The sequence below is a fragment of the Natrialba aegyptia DSM 13077 genome, assembly GCF_000337535.1.
GTDB classification, from domain to species: domain Archaea; phylum Halobacteriota; class Halobacteria; order Halobacteriales; family Natrialbaceae; genus Natrialba; species Natrialba aegyptia.
Map to the genome: position 1 here is coordinate 1 of NZ_AOIP01000060.1, position 18111 is coordinate 18111.

Annotated in this window: 14 protein-coding genes and 1 pseudogene; all 15 read right to left on the reverse strand. The window is 60.9% G+C overall.

Features of this window, described 5'->3' with window-relative positions; genetic code table 11:
- Positions 1 to 794, reverse strand: a pseudogene (locus tag C480_RS20390) (ABC transporter substrate-binding protein); the annotation flags it as partial.
- Positions 791 to 1978 (reverse strand): ABC transporter substrate-binding protein, encoded by a 1188-nt coding sequence (locus C480_RS20395; RefSeq protein WP_006667555.1) that lies wholly within the window; start codon positions 1976 to 1978, stop codon positions 791 to 793. The pseudogene C480_RS20390 and the gene C480_RS20395, both read right to left, overlap by 4 nt.
- Positions 1979 to 3154 (reverse strand): ABC transporter substrate-binding protein, encoded by a 1176-nt coding sequence (locus C480_RS20400; protein ID WP_006667556.1) that lies wholly within the window; start codon positions 3152 to 3154, stop codon positions 1979 to 1981. It abuts the gene before it with no gap.
- Positions 3151 to 4344, reverse strand: coding sequence for an ABC transporter substrate-binding protein (locus C480_RS20405; protein WP_006667557.1), 1194 nt, complete (start codon positions 4342 to 4344; stop codon positions 3151 to 3153). Before C480_RS20405 ends, C480_RS20400 begins: the two co-directional genes overlap by 4 nt.
- Positions 4341 to 5519 carry an ABC transporter substrate-binding protein gene (locus C480_RS20410; RefSeq protein ID WP_006667558.1) on the reverse strand — a complete coding sequence of 393 codons (1179 nt, stop codon included), beginning with the start codon at positions 5517 to 5519 and terminating at the stop codon, positions 4341 to 4343. The genes C480_RS20405 and C480_RS20410 overlap by 4 nt, the downstream gene beginning before the upstream one ends.
- Positions 5516 to 6685 carry an ABC transporter substrate-binding protein gene (locus C480_RS20415; RefSeq protein WP_006667559.1) on the reverse strand — a complete coding sequence of 390 codons (1170 nt, stop codon included), beginning with the start codon at positions 6683 to 6685 and terminating at the stop codon, positions 5516 to 5518. The genes C480_RS20410 and C480_RS20415 overlap by 4 nt, the downstream gene beginning before the upstream one ends.
- Positions 6686 to 7873, reverse strand: a complete 1188-nt coding sequence (locus C480_RS20420) for an ABC transporter substrate-binding protein (protein ID WP_006667560.1) — start codon at positions 7871 to 7873, stop codon at positions 6686 to 6688.
- A 2-nt stretch (positions 7874 to 7875) separates the two neighbouring features.
- On the reverse strand, positions 7876 to 9075 hold the full coding sequence (locus C480_RS20425; RefSeq protein WP_006667561.1) for an ABC transporter substrate-binding protein: 1200 nt from the start codon (positions 9073 to 9075) through the stop codon (positions 7876 to 7878).
- A 2-nt stretch (positions 9076 to 9077) separates the two neighbouring features.
- Complete coding sequence (locus C480_RS20430) at positions 9078 to 10208, reverse strand: ABC transporter substrate-binding protein (protein ID WP_049904139.1); 1131 nt, start codon at positions 10206 to 10208, stop codon at positions 9078 to 9080.
- A gap of 112 nt (positions 10209 to 10320) precedes the next feature.
- Complete coding sequence (locus C480_RS20435; protein WP_006667563.1) at positions 10321 to 11496, reverse strand: ABC transporter substrate-binding protein; 1176 nt, start codon at positions 11494 to 11496, stop codon at positions 10321 to 10323.
- A gap of 53 nt (positions 11497 to 11549) precedes the next feature.
- Positions 11550 to 12740 carry an ABC transporter substrate-binding protein gene (locus C480_RS20440; RefSeq protein ID WP_241433900.1) on the reverse strand — a complete coding sequence of 397 codons (1191 nt, stop codon included), beginning with the start codon at positions 12738 to 12740 and terminating at the stop codon, positions 11550 to 11552.
- 164 nt (positions 12741 to 12904) lie between these two features.
- Positions 12905 to 14788: an ABC transporter ATP-binding protein gene (locus C480_RS20445; protein WP_006667565.1), complete on the reverse strand. Its 1884-nt coding sequence runs from the start codon at positions 14786 to 14788 to the stop codon at positions 12905 to 12907.
- Complete coding sequence (locus C480_RS20450) at positions 14788 to 15705, reverse strand: ABC transporter ATP-binding protein (protein WP_006667566.1); 918 nt, start codon at positions 15703 to 15705, stop codon at positions 14788 to 14790. Before C480_RS20450 ends, C480_RS20445 begins: the two co-directional genes overlap by 1 nt.
- Positions 15706 to 16836: a FecCD family ABC transporter permease gene (locus tag C480_RS20455; RefSeq protein ID WP_006667567.1), complete on the reverse strand. Its 1131-nt coding sequence runs from the start codon at positions 16834 to 16836 to the stop codon at positions 15706 to 15708.
- Between the two features lie 237 nt (positions 16837 to 17073).
- Entirely contained in the window at positions 17074 to 18060 is a 987-nt protein-coding gene (locus C480_RS20460) for a HEAT repeat domain-containing protein (protein WP_006667568.1), read from the reverse strand.
- Positions 18061 to 18111 lie beyond the last annotated feature (51 nt).

Consider the following 18111-nt stretch of genomic DNA (forward strand, 5'->3'; position numbering starts at 1 on the left):
AGATGTGTATAAGAGACAGGCTTCATTTCGTACCCTTCACTTCGCGCGTACAGCGGGTAGAACTGCCCCGCGGTCGGATCCGATCCACCGTTGATGAGGCCGATCCGCGGGCGCTCCGATTCGGGCGGCAGCCGGGACTGGATCTCCGACCGGAGTTCGTCGTGGATCTCGGCGAACGCCTCGTATCGCTCTCGCTCCTGAAACAGGTCTGCCAGACGTTCGAACCCCTCGTAGAGTGGGTAGAGCTCGTAATCGTGGAACTCGCGTCGACGGCGCATGTTGTTCCCGAAAAAGGGCGCGACGTTCTCGATGATCTCGGCCGTGTCTTCTTCGTCCCAGTTGGCGTCCCAGCCGACGCCGTGGAGGTACTCGGGGTCGATTAGGAACACGTCCGGATCGATCTCGTAGAAGCTCTCTTTGTCCCAACTGTCCTCCGCCCACATCGCCGGCAGGCCCTCCTGCGTAGGAACGTCGAGGCCGAACGGTTCGAATAAAAACTCCGGGATCATGTTGCCGGCGGTGAGGAACCCCTCACGTTGACCGAGCGCGAACGCCATGTCCGCCCAGCCTCCGTTGTAGACGGCGTACCGCTCCGGGACCTCCTCGAAGGAGAGACAGCCAGTAGGTTCGATGCACGCCTCGTACGACCTTCCACTCTCGGACTGTTGGGAATCGTCGTCCCGTCCGATCAGATTCGAACAGCCGGCCAGGACACTCCCCGTAACGAGTGTTCCGCCGTATTTCAGCGCGTCTCTTCGGGTCGGCCCCTCGAGCGTGCTGTCGTTGCCACTCATGCGAAGTCACCGTTGATGATATCCGCGACCGCCTGCCGGTCGAATAGTTGCTCGTCGTCGGGAATCTCCGGGTACGGCCCGTCGGCGTATGTCGGCCACTCCCCGAACACGTCGGGATAGAGTTGCTTCGCGCTCATCTCGAGTTGGAATAGGTTTAGGATCGGGCCCTGGTAGCGCGCCCCCTGCGCGTAAACCCGATCGGTTTGGACCGCGGAGAGTTCTCGTCCGACGGCGTGGTTCTCCAGATCATCCCGTATATTGGACATATCTGTTCCCGGACTCATACCGCCCAGCGAGAAGAGAACGTCGGGATCAGCCTCGAGTAGCCCTTCCATGTCGATCGTATCGCCGGAGGAAATATCGTCGCCCAGGGTACCGATCGGACCGAGCGGGCGCACGTGTGCCAACAGAAATCCGGGCGTGTCCAGCGTGTAGACGTACATGCTTTCAATGTCGCTCATCCCCGCCATGACCACGGTCGGACGGTTCTCTTCTGGGGGGAGATCCGCCTCGATCGTTTCCAGCAGGTTCGTGTGTACCTCCGCAAGCGCTTCGTATCGCGCCTCCTCGCGGAACACCGCTGCGACCTTCTCGAACATCTCCCAGAGCGTGTAATACTCGTAGCGGTCGGCCCACTCGGCGGGCGGCTCGCCGTGTCTGTCGCTGAATTTGTTCCCGAACCACGGGCCGACGGTCCCGCCGATTTCGTCGATATCTGACGTGCTCCAGCTATCGAGAGCGTTCACGCTCGCCGGGTCGGCGAGGTGGACGTCGCTGTCGAGGTCGTAGAGTTCCTCCTTATCCGGATCCCACGAAGAGTACAATCCCGACCAGTCCAGCGTGATTCCGGGAAGTCGCTCGGTAAACTGGTTCCAGAGCTGGTCGTAGTAGTCGGGTGCGTGCATCGCGTTGACGTCGTTTCCGCGTCCGAGAGCGAACGCCATGCCTGCGTGGTGAGTGAGCCGCGTGAAGATGCTCTCCGGCGGTGAGTCGAACTCGACTTCTCCCATGGGGGCCATCGTCACCGAATAGGAGCCATCGCCGGACGGGTCGTCCGTCCCCTCGTTTTGTCCGGCCAGATCGGAACAACCTGCAAAGGCGACACCAGTTGCGAGCGTCCCCCCGTATTTCAGCGCGTCTCTGCGCGTCGGCGTGTCGGTCGTGCTGTCGTTGTTGTCACTCATTTAGAGATCACCGTTGATGATGTCCGCAACACGCTGGCGGTCGAACAGCTGTTCGTCCGTGGGAATCTCGGGGTACGGTCCCTCTGTGTAGGTCGGCCACTCTCCGAAAGCATCGGGATAGAGCTGTTTGGCGCTCATCTCGAGTTGAAACAGATTGAGGATCGGTCCCTGGTTTCGAACCCCGCCAGCGTACACGCGGTCGTTCGCAACTGCAGTGAGCTGCCGGGCGACTGGGTCCTCTTCGAATGTGCTCCGGACGTCCTCGATACCGGAGTGGCCCATCATCTCGGCGACGAGGAGAACGTCAGGGTCGTGCTCTGCTAGCGTCTCGTAACCGATCTGCCGGCTGCTCGATAAGTCCGGGAACACATCCGTTGCTCCGAGCGGACGTGTGTGTGCGTAGGTGAAGCCCGGCGCGTTGAGAGGGTACACCCACAGTGACTCGTCGACCACTTTGAGAGTCACCGCCGTCGGCCGATTGTTTGGGGACGGACGGTTCTGCTCAATCGACGTGAGCACGGAGGCATGAATATCAGCAAGCGCTCTATACCGCTCCTCGGATCCGAAGAGGTTGGCGACTTGCTCGAAGATCTCCCACAGCGTATAATACTCGTATACGTCAGCCCATTCTTCGGGCGGAGAACCGTGTGTGTTGCTGAAGGTATTGCCGAACCACGGCGCGACGTTCTCTTCGATATCAGTGATGTCGGAACGAGTCAGTGAATCCATCCACGTCATGTATGCGGGATCCGCGAGATGGAGATCGCTCTCGAGTTCGTAGAAGAGTTCTTTGTCGAGATTGAACGAGTTCGGGAGGCCGCTCCACTCGACCGAGACACCCTCGAGGCGCTCGAGGTAGTTATTCCAGATCGGTCCGAAGCGGTCCCCACCCCAGGTTGCGTTGACGGCGTCGCCTCGGCCGACCGCGAGGGCCATCCCGGCGTGATGGGTCAAGTCAGTGTACACGGACTCCGGGGGCGACTCGAGTTCGATAGTACCTGCCGGTGCCATCGTCACGGAGTACGTCCCGTCGTCGGAACTCGACCCTGCTGGCGTCTCCTGTCCGACTAACTCCGAACAGCCCGCGAGGGCGGTCCCAGCCGCGAGTGCGCCGCCGTATTTTAGTGTCTCTCTGCGCGTCGATCCGTCGACTGTAGTATCGGTTTCGTCAGTCATGCGTTGTTGGCTCCAGTAATAATGTCTGCAACGTCCTGCCGGTCGAACAGTTGTTCGGCCTCGGGAATTTCGGGATACGGCCCGTCGGTGTAGGTCGGCCACTCCCCGAAAACGTCCGGATAGAGTTGCTTCGCCGCCATTTCGATCTGAAAGAGATTCATAATCGGCCCCTGATTCCGCCCGCCCTGCGTGTAGATGCGATCGTTTTCCACGGCCGACACCGACGCGGTCGCCGGATCGTCCGCGAGTCGCTCTCGCGTCTTCGACACGTGTCTGAATTCGGACATCCCCGCGGGACAGAGGATAACATCGGGGTCGGCCTCGATGAGTGCCTCGAAGTCGACCGTCGACTCGGTCGCCACGTCGGCGAAGACGTCCGTCGCACCGAGGGGGCGGGTGTGGGCCGTCAGGAACCCGGGACCGTTCAGCGCGTAGACGTACATGCTGTCCTCGGACTGGTTGAGGATGATCATCGCCACGCTCGGTCGCTCGTCTTCGGGCGGGAGACCCGCTTCGATGGTCGCGAGCATCTCGGCGTGAACGTCGGCAAGCGCCTGGTACCGCGCCTCCGCTTGGAAGACCCGTGCGACCTTCTCGAAGAGTTCCCAGAGCGTGTAGTACTCATAGCCGTCAGCCCATTCGGCCGGCGGCTCCTTGTTCGCGTTACTGAACGTGTTCCCGAACCACGGGGCGACGGTCTCCCCGATTTCCTCGATGTCGTCGGTACTCCAGCCACCCATCGTCGTCATATAGGCTGGATCGGCCAGATGGAGGTCGCTCTCGAGTTCGTAGAGGAACTCCTTGTCCGGGTCCCACGTCCCGGGGAGGTCGGCCCACTCCGCGGAGACACCGTCGAGGCGCTCGAGGAATTTGTTCCAGATCGTATCGTTGTACTCGGGGTTGTACAGCATCGACGAGACGGCGTCGCCGTGGCCGGCTGCAAGCGCCATATCCGCGTGATGCGGGAGGACCGTGAGGACGCTCTCCGGCGGCTGTTCGAACTCGACGGTGCCGCTTGGTGCCATCGTCACCGAGTACATCCCGTCCGATTCGTCGGACGAACCCGATTCGCTCTGGCCGGCGAGTTCCGAACAGCCCGCCAACAGCCCGCCGCCGACGACCGTGCCGCCGTACTTCAGGGTATCTCGTCGCGTCACTGCCTCGCGTCGAACGATATCGTCGTCCGTCATCGTTCGAATTCCCCGTTGATGATGTCCGAAACGCGATCGTAGTCGAAGAGGCGCTCATCGCCGTTCGACAGCGTTTCGAGACCGTTCCACTCTCCGAACGTCTCGGGATAGAACTGCTTGGCGGCAGCTTCGGTCTGGAACAGATTGATGATCGGTCCCTGATAGGAGGTTCCACCGCGATAGAGCCGATCGTTCTGGACGGCGGTGAGCCGTTTGCCGACCGGGTCTTCGCGCATGGCATCCATTCGCTGCTCGAACTGTTCGGTCGAAACGTGAGAAAACCCGTACTGGAACAGCAGCGCGTCCGGATCGATCTCGAGGAGCCGTTCGTAGTCCCACTCCGCGTAGCCCCCGTCGATCTCGTCGTCGAACGCACCTCGCATCTCGAGGTCCCGGTACTGCTTGTGTCCGTTCCCGTCGTGAACCGGATAGGCATAGAACGCACCCTTCTCGAAGTTCGAGTTGATCGATAGCAGTCCGACGGTCGGTCGTTCCTCGTTCGGCGGTAGTTCGGACCGAATTTCCGAGAGGAGGCGTTCGTGAATCTCGTTGAGTGCTTCGTATCGCTCTCGCTGTTGGAAGACGTCGGCGATTACGTCGAAGGCCTCGTATAGCGAGTAGTACGGGTAGTCGTGCCAGTCGTCGCCACGACGACGAATCGAGTTGCCGACGATGGGGCCGATACCGGTCGAGACTTCATCGAAATCCGCTGGCCCCCAACTGTCGTCGAGGACGCTGATGAAGTTCGGATCGAACAGGTGGACGTCGCTCTGGAGGTCGTAGAACGTTTCCTTATCAATTCCGCCCTCACTCATGAGCTGCGGAACGTCGTCGAACGAGACATCGATGCCCGGAAGCGCGTCGTAGAACGCGCTCGGCCAGTTCTCCGTGTAAATGAGTCCCTGCAGACCGTCGAGTTGGCCGAGCGCGATAGCCATGTCAGCATAGGTGCTGAAGTACGCCATCCACGTCTCGGGTACGGCGTCGAAGGTGACCTCGCCCATCGGTGGCATCGTCACCGTGTACGACTTGCTTCCGTCCGTCTCGACTCCGTCGCTCTGCCCGGCCAACTCCGAACAGCCCGCGATGGCAACGCCGGCCGCAAGTGAGCTGCCGTATTTCAATGCGTCTCTGCGCGTCGGGCCTCCGGTCGTGCTGTCGGTATTGTCACTCATCGTTCGAACTCTCCGGTGATGATGTCTGCGACCGCCTGTCGGTCGAAGAGCTGGTCGTCGCCGGTCACCTCCCCGAACTCGTCGGGGAACAGTTGCTTCGCCGCTCGCTCGGTCAGGAAGAGGTTGTGAATCGGCCCCTGATTGAGGTAGCCGCCGCGGTAGACGCGCCCGTTCTGGACGGCGGAAAGCTCGCTCCCGACGGGATGGCTCTGCATGTAGTCGAGAACCACGTCCCGAAACTCCGCGGCGGACTTTCGCTCGTGACCACGGACGAGAATCACATCTGGATCGACCTCGAGTAAGTTCTCGTAGTCGAGTTCACCGCGGTTCGCCGTGCTGAGGTTATCGATGTCCGTCCCCGCCAGCGCGTCGTGGACGCCGAGATCGCGCCACTGTTTCTTGCTCGTCCCCGCGTCGTCGAGTCGGTACGGCGAGAACGTCTTCGGCTCGTCGGTTCCCTCGAACGTGAGGAAGACCTCCGGTCGGTCCCCGTTCGGTGGAAGCCGCTCCTGTATCGACGCGATGAACTCGTCGTGAAGGTCACTGAAGGCCTCGTAGCGCGCTTGCTGTTGGAACACGTCGGCAACCTTCTCGAACGCTTCGTACAGCGTGTAGTAGCGGTAGTCGTGCCAGTCGTCGGAGCGCCGAAAGATCAGGTTCCCGACGAACGGCGCGACGTTCGTCGCGATCTCGTCGACGTCTCCCTCGCCCCAGTCTAACCAATTGATGAGCATCTGAGGGTCATACAGGTGGACGTCGCTCTCGAGTTCGTAGAACTCCTCTTTGGTTCTGACCTCCGGATACTGCTCGAGGACGTCTTCGTCGACGGTCACGCCCGGCAGTTCGTCGTAGACGTACGTGTAGTAGCGGTCCGCGCCGCCGACGCCGGCCAATCCGTCGGCCTGCCCCAGCGCGACGGCCATGTCGGCGTAGCCGCCGTCGTACGCGGCCCATCGTTCGGGTACCTCGTCGAACGAAACCGTCCCCATCGGCTCCATTGACACCGAGTACGATCCCTGCTCGGTCGTCTGGGTCCCGTGGTCATCCTCCTGTCCGACCAGTTCCGAACAGCCCGCGAGGGCGGTCCCGGTCGCAAGCGCTGCGCCGTACTTGATCGTGTCTCTGCGCGTCGGTGCCGCTGTCGTATTCGTGTTCTTGGAATTCATTTAGATCTCTCCGTTGATGATATCCGCAACCCGCTGGCGATCGAACAGCTGCTCGTCTTCGGTGACATCCGGGAATCGGTCAGAATCGAACGCGCCGAACGTCTCGGGGTAGAGCAATCGGGCGACGAGTTCGGTCTGGAAGAGGCTCACGATCGGTCCCTGTTGGAAGTACGGACCCGGATAGACGGCGTCGTTCTGGACAGCAGTGAGTTGGCGGCCGACGGGATGGTCCGAAAGCGGCGCGACGAACTGGTCGTGAAACGCGCTCGCGGAGAACTCGCCGGTTTCGTCCGTGAGGCGAACGCCGCCGTGGACGACGATGATCTCGGGGTCGACAGCAAGCATCGACTCGTAGTCGAGCATTCCGTCCGTCTGCTCGTCGCTGAACGCCGATTTGATACCGAGGTCGCGATACTGCTTCATCTCGAGGCCTTCGGAATCAGTCGTCATCGCCGCGAACTCGCCGCTTTCGAGGTCGGATCCGAAGTTGATGAGTCCGATTTCGGGGCGGTCGCGGTCGGCCGATAAGTTCGAGTCGATCTCGGCCCAGAGGTCGTCGTGAACGTCGACGAACGCCTCGTACCGCTCGCGCTCGTCGAAGACGTCGGCCAACCGATCGAACGCCTCGTACAGCGAGTACAGTTCGTAGTCGTGGAACTCGCGTCGGCGAACGATGTTGTTCCCGAAGAAGGGAGCGACGGTCTCTCCGATCTCTTCGGTATCGGACTCGTCCCACGAGTCATCGAAGCCGGTTCCGTGGAGGTAGTTCGGATCACAGAGGATGATATCCGGATCGAGTTCGTAGAACAACTCCTTGTCCCAGCCGCCCCCGGCCAGCGGGTTCGGAACGTCCGTCGGCATCGACACGCCGACGCGGTCGTAGAAGTACGGCTCTGGATACCATCCGGCGGGCCGAAACCCATCGCGTTGGCCGAGTGCAACGGCCATATCCGCCCACGGACCCGTAAGCGCCATCCAGCTCTCCGGAACCTCCTCGAGGGAGAGACAGCCGACGGGCTCGATGCAGGCTTCGTACGAACCCTGGCTGTCGGTCCCCTCTGCGCCGTCGTCCTGCCCGACCAGCTCCGAACAGCCGGCGAGCAGACTTCCCGCGGCGAGCGTCCCGCCGTACTTGAGGGCGTCTCTGCGCGTCGGTGCCTCGGTCGTATCGCTCGTCGTGTCTGGCATGCTCAGAACTCACCGTTGATGATGTCTGCAACCCGCTGGCGGTCGAACAACAATTCGTCCGTAGAGAACTCCGGGAACGCCTCCGGATCGAACTCTCCGAAGATCTCCGGATAGAACTGTCGGGCGACCATTTCCGTCTGCAGAAGGTTGACGATCGGCCCCTGTGAGCCGAACGCCCCGGGATAAACGGAACCGTTCTGAACAGCGGTGAGTTGACTTCCAACCGGATGGTCTTCCAGCGGAGTGACGTACTGATCGCGAAACGCCGCTGCGGAGAACCCGTTACCGCCATCGGTAGTACCGATCCCCCAATGGACGACGATGATATCCGGATCGACCTCGAGTAGCCGTTCGTAGTCGATCGTTCCGGCCTCGACGTGATCTGGCGAAAACGCGCTTCCGACGTCTAAATCACGATATGGCTTCATCTCGAGACCTTCGACCCGCGTGTCCATCGGATAGAACTGTCCCTGAGTCGGGTCGGATGCGCTGTTAATCAGGGCGATATCGGGTCGTTCGTTCTGGGGCGGGAGCCGGGAATCGATCTCGGACAGCACGCGCTCGTGAATATCGGCGAACGCCTCGTACCGATCTCGTTCTTGGAAGAGGTCAGCCAGCCGCTCGAATGCCTCGTACAGCGAGTAAGAACGATAATTGTGCCACTCTCGACGGCGGAGAATGTTCTTTCCGAAGAACGGCGCAACCGTATCGCGAATCTCCGCGGTGTCTCGCTCGTCCCACGAACTGTCCCATCCGGTCTCGTGCATGTAGTTGGGATCCATCAGAATAACGTCGGGATCGAGTTCGTAGAACCGCTCTTTGTCCCAGTTCGAGGGAGACAGTGACGCGGTTTCTGACTCGGGTGGAACATCGAGACCGAACGGTTCGAACAGGAATCCCGGAATCATGTTCGCGGCGGTCTGGAACCCATCTCGTTGGCCCAACGCGAAGGCCATATCCGCCCACTCTCCGTTATTGACGATGTACGTCTCCGGAATCTCCTCGAACGTGAGACAGCCGACCGGTTCGAGACAGGCCTCGTACGCCGAATCATCGGATCCTCCCTCCGACCCGGTATCGGCGTCGTGACTGAGAAGGTCGGAACAGCCTGCGACTGAAACCGCGGTTGCGAGTACTCCGCCGTGTTTCAGCGTGTCTCTTCGTGTCGGTGCCGCTGCCGTATCGCTCGTCGTGTCTGGCATGCTCAGAACTCACCGTTAATGATGGCTGCAATCCGCTGGCGGTCGAACAACTGTTCCGACTCGGAAAACTCCGGATACGCGCCGCCATCGTATCGCGGCCACTCGCCGAACTGCTCCGGATAGAGCTCCTTTGCGCCCATCTCGAGTTGGAAGAGGTGCGCGATCGGTCCGCCGTACCGAATCGCCATGGGGTAGATGCGACCGTTTTCGACCGCGGGAATCTCTCGAGCCACGGGATCGGTTTCGAGGAAGTCTTTCGTCTCGACGAAGTTTCTCGTCGGCCCCATCGCGTGGGTGTTGAGTATCACGTCGGGATCGGCTTCGACGAGCGCCTCGAGATCGATCTGGCTGTACGCCTCGATGTCGGTGAACGCGTCTACCGCACCGAGCGGGCGGAGATGCGCCTGCTCGAAGCCGGGGTCGTTGAGTGCAAACGGCGAGATGCTCAGGTCTCCATCCGAGAGTCCCGTCTGTATGCGAGCGACCCGCGGCCGGTCGGTTTCCGGCGGGAGGTTGGCCTCGATCTCGGCGAGGAGATCCGTGCGGATCGCCGTGAGTTCCTGATACCGCTTTTCTTCCCGAAAAACTGCCGCGACCTTCTCGAATATCTCCCAGAGCGTGTAGTACTCGTAGTCGTCGGCCCACGCTGCTGGCGGCTCTCTCTGGGAATCGCTGTAGGTGTTTCCGAACCACGGGGCGACGGTCTCGCCGGTCTCTTCGATGTCGTCGCGGTCCAAACTGTCCATTATCGTCATGTACGCCGGATCGGCCAGGTGGAGATCGCTCTCGAGTTCGTAGAGTTGCTCCTTGTCGATGTTCCAGGAGCTAGGCAGGTCGGCCCACTCGGTGGATACCCCCTCGAGGCGCTCGAGGAAGAGTTCGTAGAGCGTCCCGAAGTTCTCCGGGCTGTACAAGGCGTTAATCGAGTCGCCGTGCCCGAGTGCGAGCGCCATATCGGCGTGGTGGACGATATTGGTGAAGACGTTCTCCGGCGGTCGCTCGAGCGTGATCTCGCCGGCGGGGGCCATCGTCACTGAGTATGACTCGCCATCGCCCTCTCTTTCGCCCTCGTCACCGGTCCCGGTACAGCCGGCGAGTAGCCCGCCGCTGACCACTGCCCCGCCGTATTTCACGTATTCCCGTCGAGTCCGTTCGCTTCGCTCACTCCCCCGACGACTTCCCGCTCGCTGGCGCTCGCGGGAATCCCGTCGCGTCGGTGCTCCGGTCGTTTTCGCGTCGTTGGTGTCAGTCACGGTTAGATTTCCCGTTAACGATGTCGGCAACCTCCCCGCGGTCGAACAGCTGTTCGTCGGCTGGAATTTCGGGATACGGTCCCTCGGTGTAGGTCGGCCACTCGCCGAACGCGTCGGGATACAGTTGCTTCGCCGTCATCTCCGTCTGGAAGAGATTGAGAAGCGGACCCTGACGCCGTGATCCCTGGACGTGTATCCGGTCGTTCTGGACAGCGGTCAGCTCGCTCGCAACGTCGTGGTTCGCGAGGGTCGACCGGATCTCCTCGATGTCGTGAGACTCCGTCATCGGTCCGAAGACCAGGAGTGCATCAGGATCGGCTTCGAGTAGGAGTTCGTAGTCCAGCACGATGTTCCGACCGTCGTCTCCGTACGACGGGCCGACGGCGTCCGCGAGGGCATCGGTCGCCCCAAGCGGTCGCGAGTGGGCGGCGTAGTAGCCGGGGTGGTTCATCTTGTATCCCCAGATCTTGCCGTCATCCGCGGTCGAGAACAGGACCATCGCCGCTGTCGGCCGGTCGCCTTCCGAGGGCAGTCTGCGTTCGATTTCGTTTAGCATCGACTCTCGAACGGCCGCGAGTTCCTGATAACGCGTCTCCGCCTGGAACACCTGTGCGATCTTCCGGAAGATTTCCCAGAGAGGGTAGTACTCGTAGCTGTCGGCGTAGGCCTCTGGCGGTGCCTTCTGCGTGCCGCTGAGGGTGTTTCCGAACCACGGTGCGACGAGCTCCGCGATCTCTTCGACGTCGTTGGCGTCCAAGCCTTCGGCCGTCGCAACCTTCGCCGGGTCGGCCAGGTGGACGTCGCTATCCAGTTCGATGAGTTTCTCCTTCGTCGGCGGCCACGAGGAGTAGAGGCCGGACCAATCGACGGAGACGCCCTCGAGGCGGTGGAGGAACTTGCTCCAGAGCGACTCGTAATAGTCGGGCCCGTGCATGGCGTTGAGCGAGTCGCTGCGACCGACCGCCACCGCCATGTCGACGTGGTGGGGCAGAATACTGAACACGTTCTCCGGTACGGAATCGAACGTGACCTCGCCCATCGGAGCCATCTCGACCGAGTAGGACCCGTCTCCTGGCGTTCCGTTCTGACTCTGGTTCTCGTCTTGCCCCGCTAGTTCCGAACAGCCGGCGATTGCCCCACCCCCAGCCAACGCCCCGCCGTACTTCACAAGGTCTCTACGCGTCGGTGCTCCACTCGTAGTAGTGTCATGATTTGGCATTTTCAGACGTCTCCGTTGATGATATCCGCGACGCGCTTTCGCGAGAACAACTGCTCCGATTCCGGGATGTCGTACGTCCCATCGTCGTTGTAGGTCGGGAACTCGCCAAACTGCTCGGGGTAGATTTGCTTCGCAGCCATCTCTATCTGGAACAGGTTATAAATCGGGCCCTGCATCGAATCGCCGCCACCGTACAGCCGATCGTTCTGTACCGCGCTCAACTTCGAGCCAACCGGATCGTCTTTGAGGTCGAGCATCGACTGATACCGTTCGTCAAAGCCACCCGTGCCGAAGTTGTGAATGAGAACGTCCGGATCGATTTCGAGCATCAATTCGAGGTCGTAGGTTCCTGCGTCCGATTCGTACGTGCGGTCGCTGTCGGCGAATACGTCCCGCACGCCGAGCGGCCGGTAGTGTGAGACGCCGTATCCCTCGTTATCTATTTTGTACGGCGAGAACACACCCCAGTCGTTCATCGCGACCAGTGCCACCGTCGGGCGTTCGTCCGCAGGCGGGAGGTTGGATTCGACGAGTGAGACGAGATCGTCACGGACGCGTTTTAACGCCTGATACCGCTCCGTCTCGCGGAATACCTGTGCCACCTTATTGTATAACTCCCAGGCGGTGTAGAAGTCGTAATTCTCGACGCTTTGATCGACTCGCTCGTTGTGCGACCGCGAGAAACGATTCCCGAAGTAAGAGGCCACGTTCCGTTCGATCTCGTCGATATCGTTCTCATCGAAGTCGTAGTACTCGCCGTAAACGGTGTACCACGTCGGATCAAGCAAGATGAGGTCGGGATCGACATCGTAGATAAGCTCCTTGTTGTCGTAACTGCTCGTCATCCGCGCAGAGGGATCAAACTCGACATCGGGTAACTGGTCGTAATAGCCAGTATAAAAGCGCTCCGTCGGCATCGCCGTGATCGCTTCACCGTGGCCGAAAGCCACCGCCATGTCGACGTAATTTATACTATAGGTTAGCACCCGATCGGGGACTTCCCCGAATTCGATGGTTCCGACCGGTGATATCGTCACCGAGTAGGCGTCCCCGCCTGCTTCAGCCGTCGATCCCGAATCGTTCTGTCCTACTAAGTCAGAACACCCCGCCAGCAGTCCGCTTCCGACGGCCGTGCCGCCGTATGTCACGAAATTCCGACGTGTCGGGCCGTTGCCTCTCATTTTGTCTCCCATCGTATTTTTAGGATCGCCTAAAACATAATAAACGCTCCGATTATTAGGTCGGCCTAAATCAGGAACTGTCCCCGATTATAGTAACAACTGAAACGGTTTACACACTGATCGTACAGCTGTCGCACGATCAGGTGTGCACTGACTTTCAGTGGCTACTATACCTCTCAAGCGGTGGTCTCGAGAAACGATTCGGGGACGGCATCGATTTCACCGGCTTGGACGCCCCACAGCGTCGCGTACAGCCCGTCCGCTGCGAGCAAGTCGTCGTGAGTGCCGCGCTCGACGATCCGCCCGTCCTCGAGGACGAGGATCGTGTCCGCGTCCTTGATCGTCGACAGCCTGTGGGCGATGGCTACCGTCGTCCGCTCGGTGGTCAGTTCCTCGAGCGAGCGTTGGATGAGGTACTCCGTCTCCGTGTCGACGCTGGCGGTCGCCTCGTCCAGCAGGATGATCGCCGGATCCTGCAGGATCGCCCGGGCCAGTGCGATCCGCTGGCGCTGGCCGCCGGAGAGTTTGACGCCCCGCTCGCCGACCCGCGTCTGATAGCCGTCCGAAAGCGCTCGGATGAACTCGTGGGCTTCCGCCGCGTCGGCGGCCTCCCGTACCTCGTCGTCGCTCGCATCGAAACGGCCGTAGCGGATGTTCTCGGCGACGGTACCGTCGAATAGGAACGTGTCTTGGCTCACATAGCCGATCGCGTCCCGCAGGTCCGAAACCCGGACGTTCCGCACGTTGTGGCCGTCGACGCGGATCGCGCCGTCGTCGACGTCGTACAACCGCAAGAGGAGTTTCGCGACCGTCGATTTGCCCGCGCCGGTCGACCCGACGAGAGCGATCGTCTCGCCCGGTTCGACGGCGAAGTCGATCCCGTCGAGGATCGGTTCCCCGTCCTCGTAGCCGAACCGAACGTCGTCGTACTCGAGTCGCCCGTCGACCGCCTCGAGGGCGGCCGCGTTCGGTGAGTCCCGAATCCGGACTGGCACGTCCAACAACCCGCAGATGCGCTTGCCCGACGCCTTCGCGTTCTCGTACCAGTCGACGATACTCGAGAGTTGGGCCATCGGCCCCGTCAGGCGCTGGGTCAACAGCATGAAGACGACGAAGTCGCCCGTGGTGAGTTCGCCGGAGAAGAACAGCGGCGGTCCGGAGAACACCCACAGTCCGCCGACGACGAACGTCGCGAGCAGCGCCACGCCGGTGATCAACTCCATGCCGGGCCGGTAAAAGTAACTCAGCTTCAACACGTCCATCTGTGCATCGAGCACCTCCCGTGAGACATCGCGAACGCGGCCGTTCTCGTACTCCTCGGTGCTGGCGGTCTTGACGAGTTCGATCCCGCTGAGACCGTTCTCGATGCGCGTGTTCAGATCGCCGATCGTCGAGCGGACGGCGGTGTACCGCGGTTCGATCAGCCTGACGAACCACCAGGTAAACGCGACCAGCAACGGCACGGCCCCCAGCGTGACCAGTGCGAGTTGCCAGTTCGTGTACAGCAACGCGGCGGTGATTCCGACGACGATCACGCCGATCCGAACGCTGTCTCCCAGCGCGTTATCGAAGAACACCTCGAGATTTGAGGTGTCGTTGTTCAGAATCGACATGACCTCGCCGGTCTCCTTGTTGTCGAAAAAGGTCATATCGAGGCGTTGCATCTTCTCGTAGGTCTCCGTTCGAATCGTGTACATCACTCCGTGGGCGAAGAAGTTCATCGCCACGCCCCGGACCCATTGGAGCAGCGCACCGCCCGCCAGCGCGACCCCGATAACGGTCGCGGACAGCCAGAACTGCGCGGTCGGGTCAGTCGGCAGCCACGCGGCGGGCACGAGCGGAAGCGCGTACGTTTCCTCCCCGAACACCGCATCGATAGTCGTTCCGAGCACGAGCGGCGTCACGAGGACCGTTCCGTAGGCGATCACGCTGGAGACCAATCCAAGTGCGAGCCAGCGTCCCTCACCGAGGCCGTAGGTACGGAACAGTCGAAACAACGGCTGCGAGACTCGCTCTCGGTAGGCATCGAGTTCCGTCTCGAATTCCTCGTTCTCGGTCACTATTCAGCCTCCATGCCGTCGTTTCGTCGGCTGGTTTCGTCGTCGTGATCCGAGTCAGCGTCGTCGTTACGGGCGCAGAGTGGATCGATCCGCGGTCCGCGCTCGGTCAGTTCGACATCGGCATCGATCCGGAACACCTCCTCGAGCAATGACTCGGTAACGACGTCCGCAGGGTCCCCTCGATCCCGTATCTCGCCGTCCCCGAGGACAATTACGTGGTCGGCGAGCCGCGCCGCCTGTTCGATGTCGTGGAGCACGACGACGACCGTACTATCGCTTTCCTCGCGCAGGCGTTCGACGATCTCGAGGACTGTGAGGTGATGGTGAAGATCGAGGAACGTCGTCGGTTCGTCGAGCAAGAGCACGTCAGTCTCCTGGGCCAGCACCATCGCGATCCACGCGAGTTGTTTCTGGCCGCCGCTGAGACTGCCGACCTCGCGCTCGCGGAGGAGACCACAGTCCGCGAGTTCGATCGCGCGCTCGACCGCCTCGTGATCCGCGTCGGAGATCGACTCGAAAAAGCCCCGGTGGGGATAGCGGCCGTGATAGACGAGATCCTCAACGGTGATACTGCTCGGCGACGTACTCTCTTGGGAGAGCAAGCCGAGCTTCCGGGCGAGGGCCTTCGTCTCCATCGACTGTACCTCGTCGTCACCGAGCAGTACCGACCCGTCCTCGGGCGCGAGCCGGTTGGCAAGTCCCTTCAATAACGTACTCTTCCCCGATCCGTTCGGGCCGACGAGTGCGGTGACCGCTCCCGGTTCGGCCGCGACGGATTCGCCGCCGATGATCGGATCGCCCGAGCTCGAGTACTGCAACACGAGGTCCGAACCGGAGAGCGTACTCGCCGCCGAGTCGCCGGCGGCTGGCTCTCCCTGTTCGGTCGGTCGACCCGAGTCCGTGATGAGGCCATCCATTCAGATCTTACCCATGTTCTCTTGTTTTCGCATCAGATAGAGGAAGTATGGGCCACCGAGGAGTCCAGTGACGATGCCGACGGGGATCTGCGTGGGACTTAACGCGAGTCGCGCACCGACATCAGCAGCGACCATCAACGCTGGGCCGACGAATAAACAGCCGATGATCAGTTTCTTCGAGTCACTCCCAACGAGATTTCGAACCATGTGTGGGACGATGAGTCCGACGAAACCGACGATTCCGGCGACGGCGATGCTCGCTGCTGCCGCGAGGACTGCAACGCCAGACAACGCGAATCGGACTTTCTCGATGGACATGCCAAGTGACTTCGCCGTCTGTTCACCAAGCAAGAGGACGTTCATTTGACGCGAACCGGCGATGGATAGCAAGACCACGAGGAACGACCACGGGAGGATGAGCCGAACCTGTTCCCAGTCAGTTCCGGTGAGCGAGCCGGTAGTCCATGCGATAGCTGACTGGACAACGCCGATATCGTCCGCGAAGAAAAACAACGCCGTCTGCAGCGAGCCAAAGACCGTGCCGACGATGACGCCGGCGAGCACCAGTCGAACGGGTGATGTGCCGTTTTTCCAGGCGATAACGTAGACGATGAGAAACGCGCCAGCCCCACCAAACGCAGCGATCAGCGGCAGAAACGCCGTTAAGCTGCCAAACACGACGAGTGTAAGTAGAATCAACAACCCAGAACCTGAGGAAACACCGAGAATGAAGGGGCTCGCAAGTTCGTTCCGCGTCACCGCCTGAAAAATCGCCCCGGAGACGCCGAGGTTCATCCCGACGAGAGCCGCGACGAACACCCGTGGCAGGCGGATGTTCCAGACGATGAGGCTGTTAGTACTCATCTCGGGCATCGCTTCGCCGAGTATGAATGCATCCCATGCCTGCGGGTTGAACACCACGTTCGGGTTGAATATTGCGGCCCACGCCTCGGTGAACGTCATCGAATACGCCCCGAAGCTCACCTGAATCAGCCCGCCGGCGAACACGATAGCGAGGCTGCCGAAGACCACCGTCGCGAGCGTCGGATCGAAGAGCCACCCGAACCGCGTCTCGCTCACCAACGATGCCACCGTCCGTTTTGTGCCGACGCTCGATTCCTTCTTACTCATCGTCGAACCACGTACTCCGTTGGGACGGAACTGTGGCGCTCGTTTCTGTCGGGTGCGTTCTCACCGTGTCCGCTCGATTCCGAGCATCGAGCAGGCACCACATCACCACTGTTGCCCGGTATGGACACTTGCCGAACTAAGACGGGACGTTCCTCGAGTTCATCAGCCATAGTGATTTAGGCCGGCCTAAACAATAAAACCGTTCCGGTTTTTAGGCCAGCCTAATGCGACGCGCCGTCAGCGGGGGGCACCACACTGAGGACACAGCGGTGGTCCCGATTCAGGGAGAGCAAGCCCACAATGGGGACATACACCGCCGTCAGGAGCGGTGATCTCGGTTGCAATTTCGTCAGTTCGTTCACGAATCGACTCGATGGTCCCCACATCTGCCGCCATGCTTTCCTCGTCGCCATCGACTGCGAACTCGACTCGATCGACAAGGAACTGCAGAGCATCGCCGTCCGTCAGCGACTTCAGTTCCGGTATCGAGACGGCTGCCTCCGATCGAGCAAGTAAGCCGAACGCCTCAGCCACACGTCCCCGAACGTATGGACTCTCATCGTGTACCCGATCAGCCAAGGCGGTGGTACACTCGGCCAACGCAGTCGGATACTCACAGCCGACTGCAACAAGTGCCGTACAAAGGCGATATCGGACGAGTTCACGTCGATCGGAGAGGTGCCTGCTCAGATCCGCTGTGTGATGGCGGAGTCTATGTTGGTCGCCCAGCGCCACACATTCGAGCGCTTTCGCCAGTTTTTCTCTCACTTCGGGCTCATCGAACGACAGTCCAATTCGCAGGTCCGCCAGGACATCGGGAGAGGCGACTACCGCTGGCCGTTCCAGTGCAATGTAGCCAAGTGCCTCCGCCGATCGACCGCGCACATAGTAGAACTCGTCCTCGTCGGCCAACCGGTCGGCAAGCGGTGAGACGACCGTCGCGGCTGCGTTCGGGTCTGTCTCGGCGGCGGCGACGATCAGTTTTGCAGTCGTCAAACGGACTGACCGTTCCTCATCAGTAAGAAAGTGTGCAAGCGTCGGGAGTACCGGCTCGAGTGCGCTTGGCTGTTGAGTGGCGAACTGTCGGAGCGCCTGAAGCGTTGTTTTCCGTGTCTCAGCGTCGTCGTGTGCGAGTTGCTCGAGACAGGCAACAGCTCTCTCGCGTGGTCCGCCTTCAAGGAAGGCTTCGAGCCGGTCGATCGGCGGCTGTGTCGAATCATCCATATGACTGTCAGCGCGTATTCGGAAGATCGATCGCATCGCACAATAAAATCT

Bases quoted from the DNA above. Each gene is read 5' to 3' on its own strand.
- C480_RS20405 (WP_006667557.1), bottom strand. From the start codon at position 4,344: ATGACGGACGACGATATCGTTCGACGCGAGGCAGTGACGCGACGAGAT.
- C480_RS20415 (WP_006667559.1), bottom strand. From the start codon at position 6,685: ATGAATTCCAAGAACACGAATACGACAGCGGCACCGACGCGCAGAGAC.
- C480_RS20455 (WP_006667567.1), bottom strand. From the start codon at position 16,836: ATGAGTAAGAAGGAATCGAGCGTCGGCACAAAACGGACGGTGGCATCG.
- C480_RS20410 (WP_006667558.1), bottom strand. From the start codon at position 5,519: ATGAGTGACAATACCGACAGCACGACCGGAGGCCCGACGCGCAGAGAC.
- C480_RS20400 (WP_006667556.1), bottom strand. From the start codon at position 3,154: ATGACTGACGAAACCGATACTACAGTCGACGGATCGACGCGCAGAGAG.
- C480_RS20440 (WP_241433900.1), bottom strand. From the start codon at position 12,740: ATGGGAGACAAAATGAGAGGCAACGGCCCGACACGTCGGAATTTCGTG.
- C480_RS20395 (WP_006667555.1), bottom strand. From the start codon at position 1,978: ATGAGTGACAACAACGACAGCACGACCGACACGCCGACGCGCAGAGAC.
- C480_RS20450 (WP_006667566.1), bottom strand. From the start codon at position 15,705: ATGGATGGCCTCATCACGGACTCGGGTCGACCGACCGAACAGGGAGAG.
- C480_RS20425 (WP_006667561.1), bottom strand. From the start codon at position 9,075: ATGCCAGACACGACGAGCGATACGGCAGCGGCACCGACACGAAGAGAC.
- C480_RS20460 (WP_006667568.1), bottom strand. From the start codon at position 18,060: ATGGATGATTCGACACAGCCGCCGATCGACCGGCTCGAAGCCTTCCTT.
- C480_RS20420 (WP_006667560.1), bottom strand. From the start codon at position 7,873: ATGCCAGACACGACGAGCGATACGACCGAGGCACCGACGCGCAGAGAC.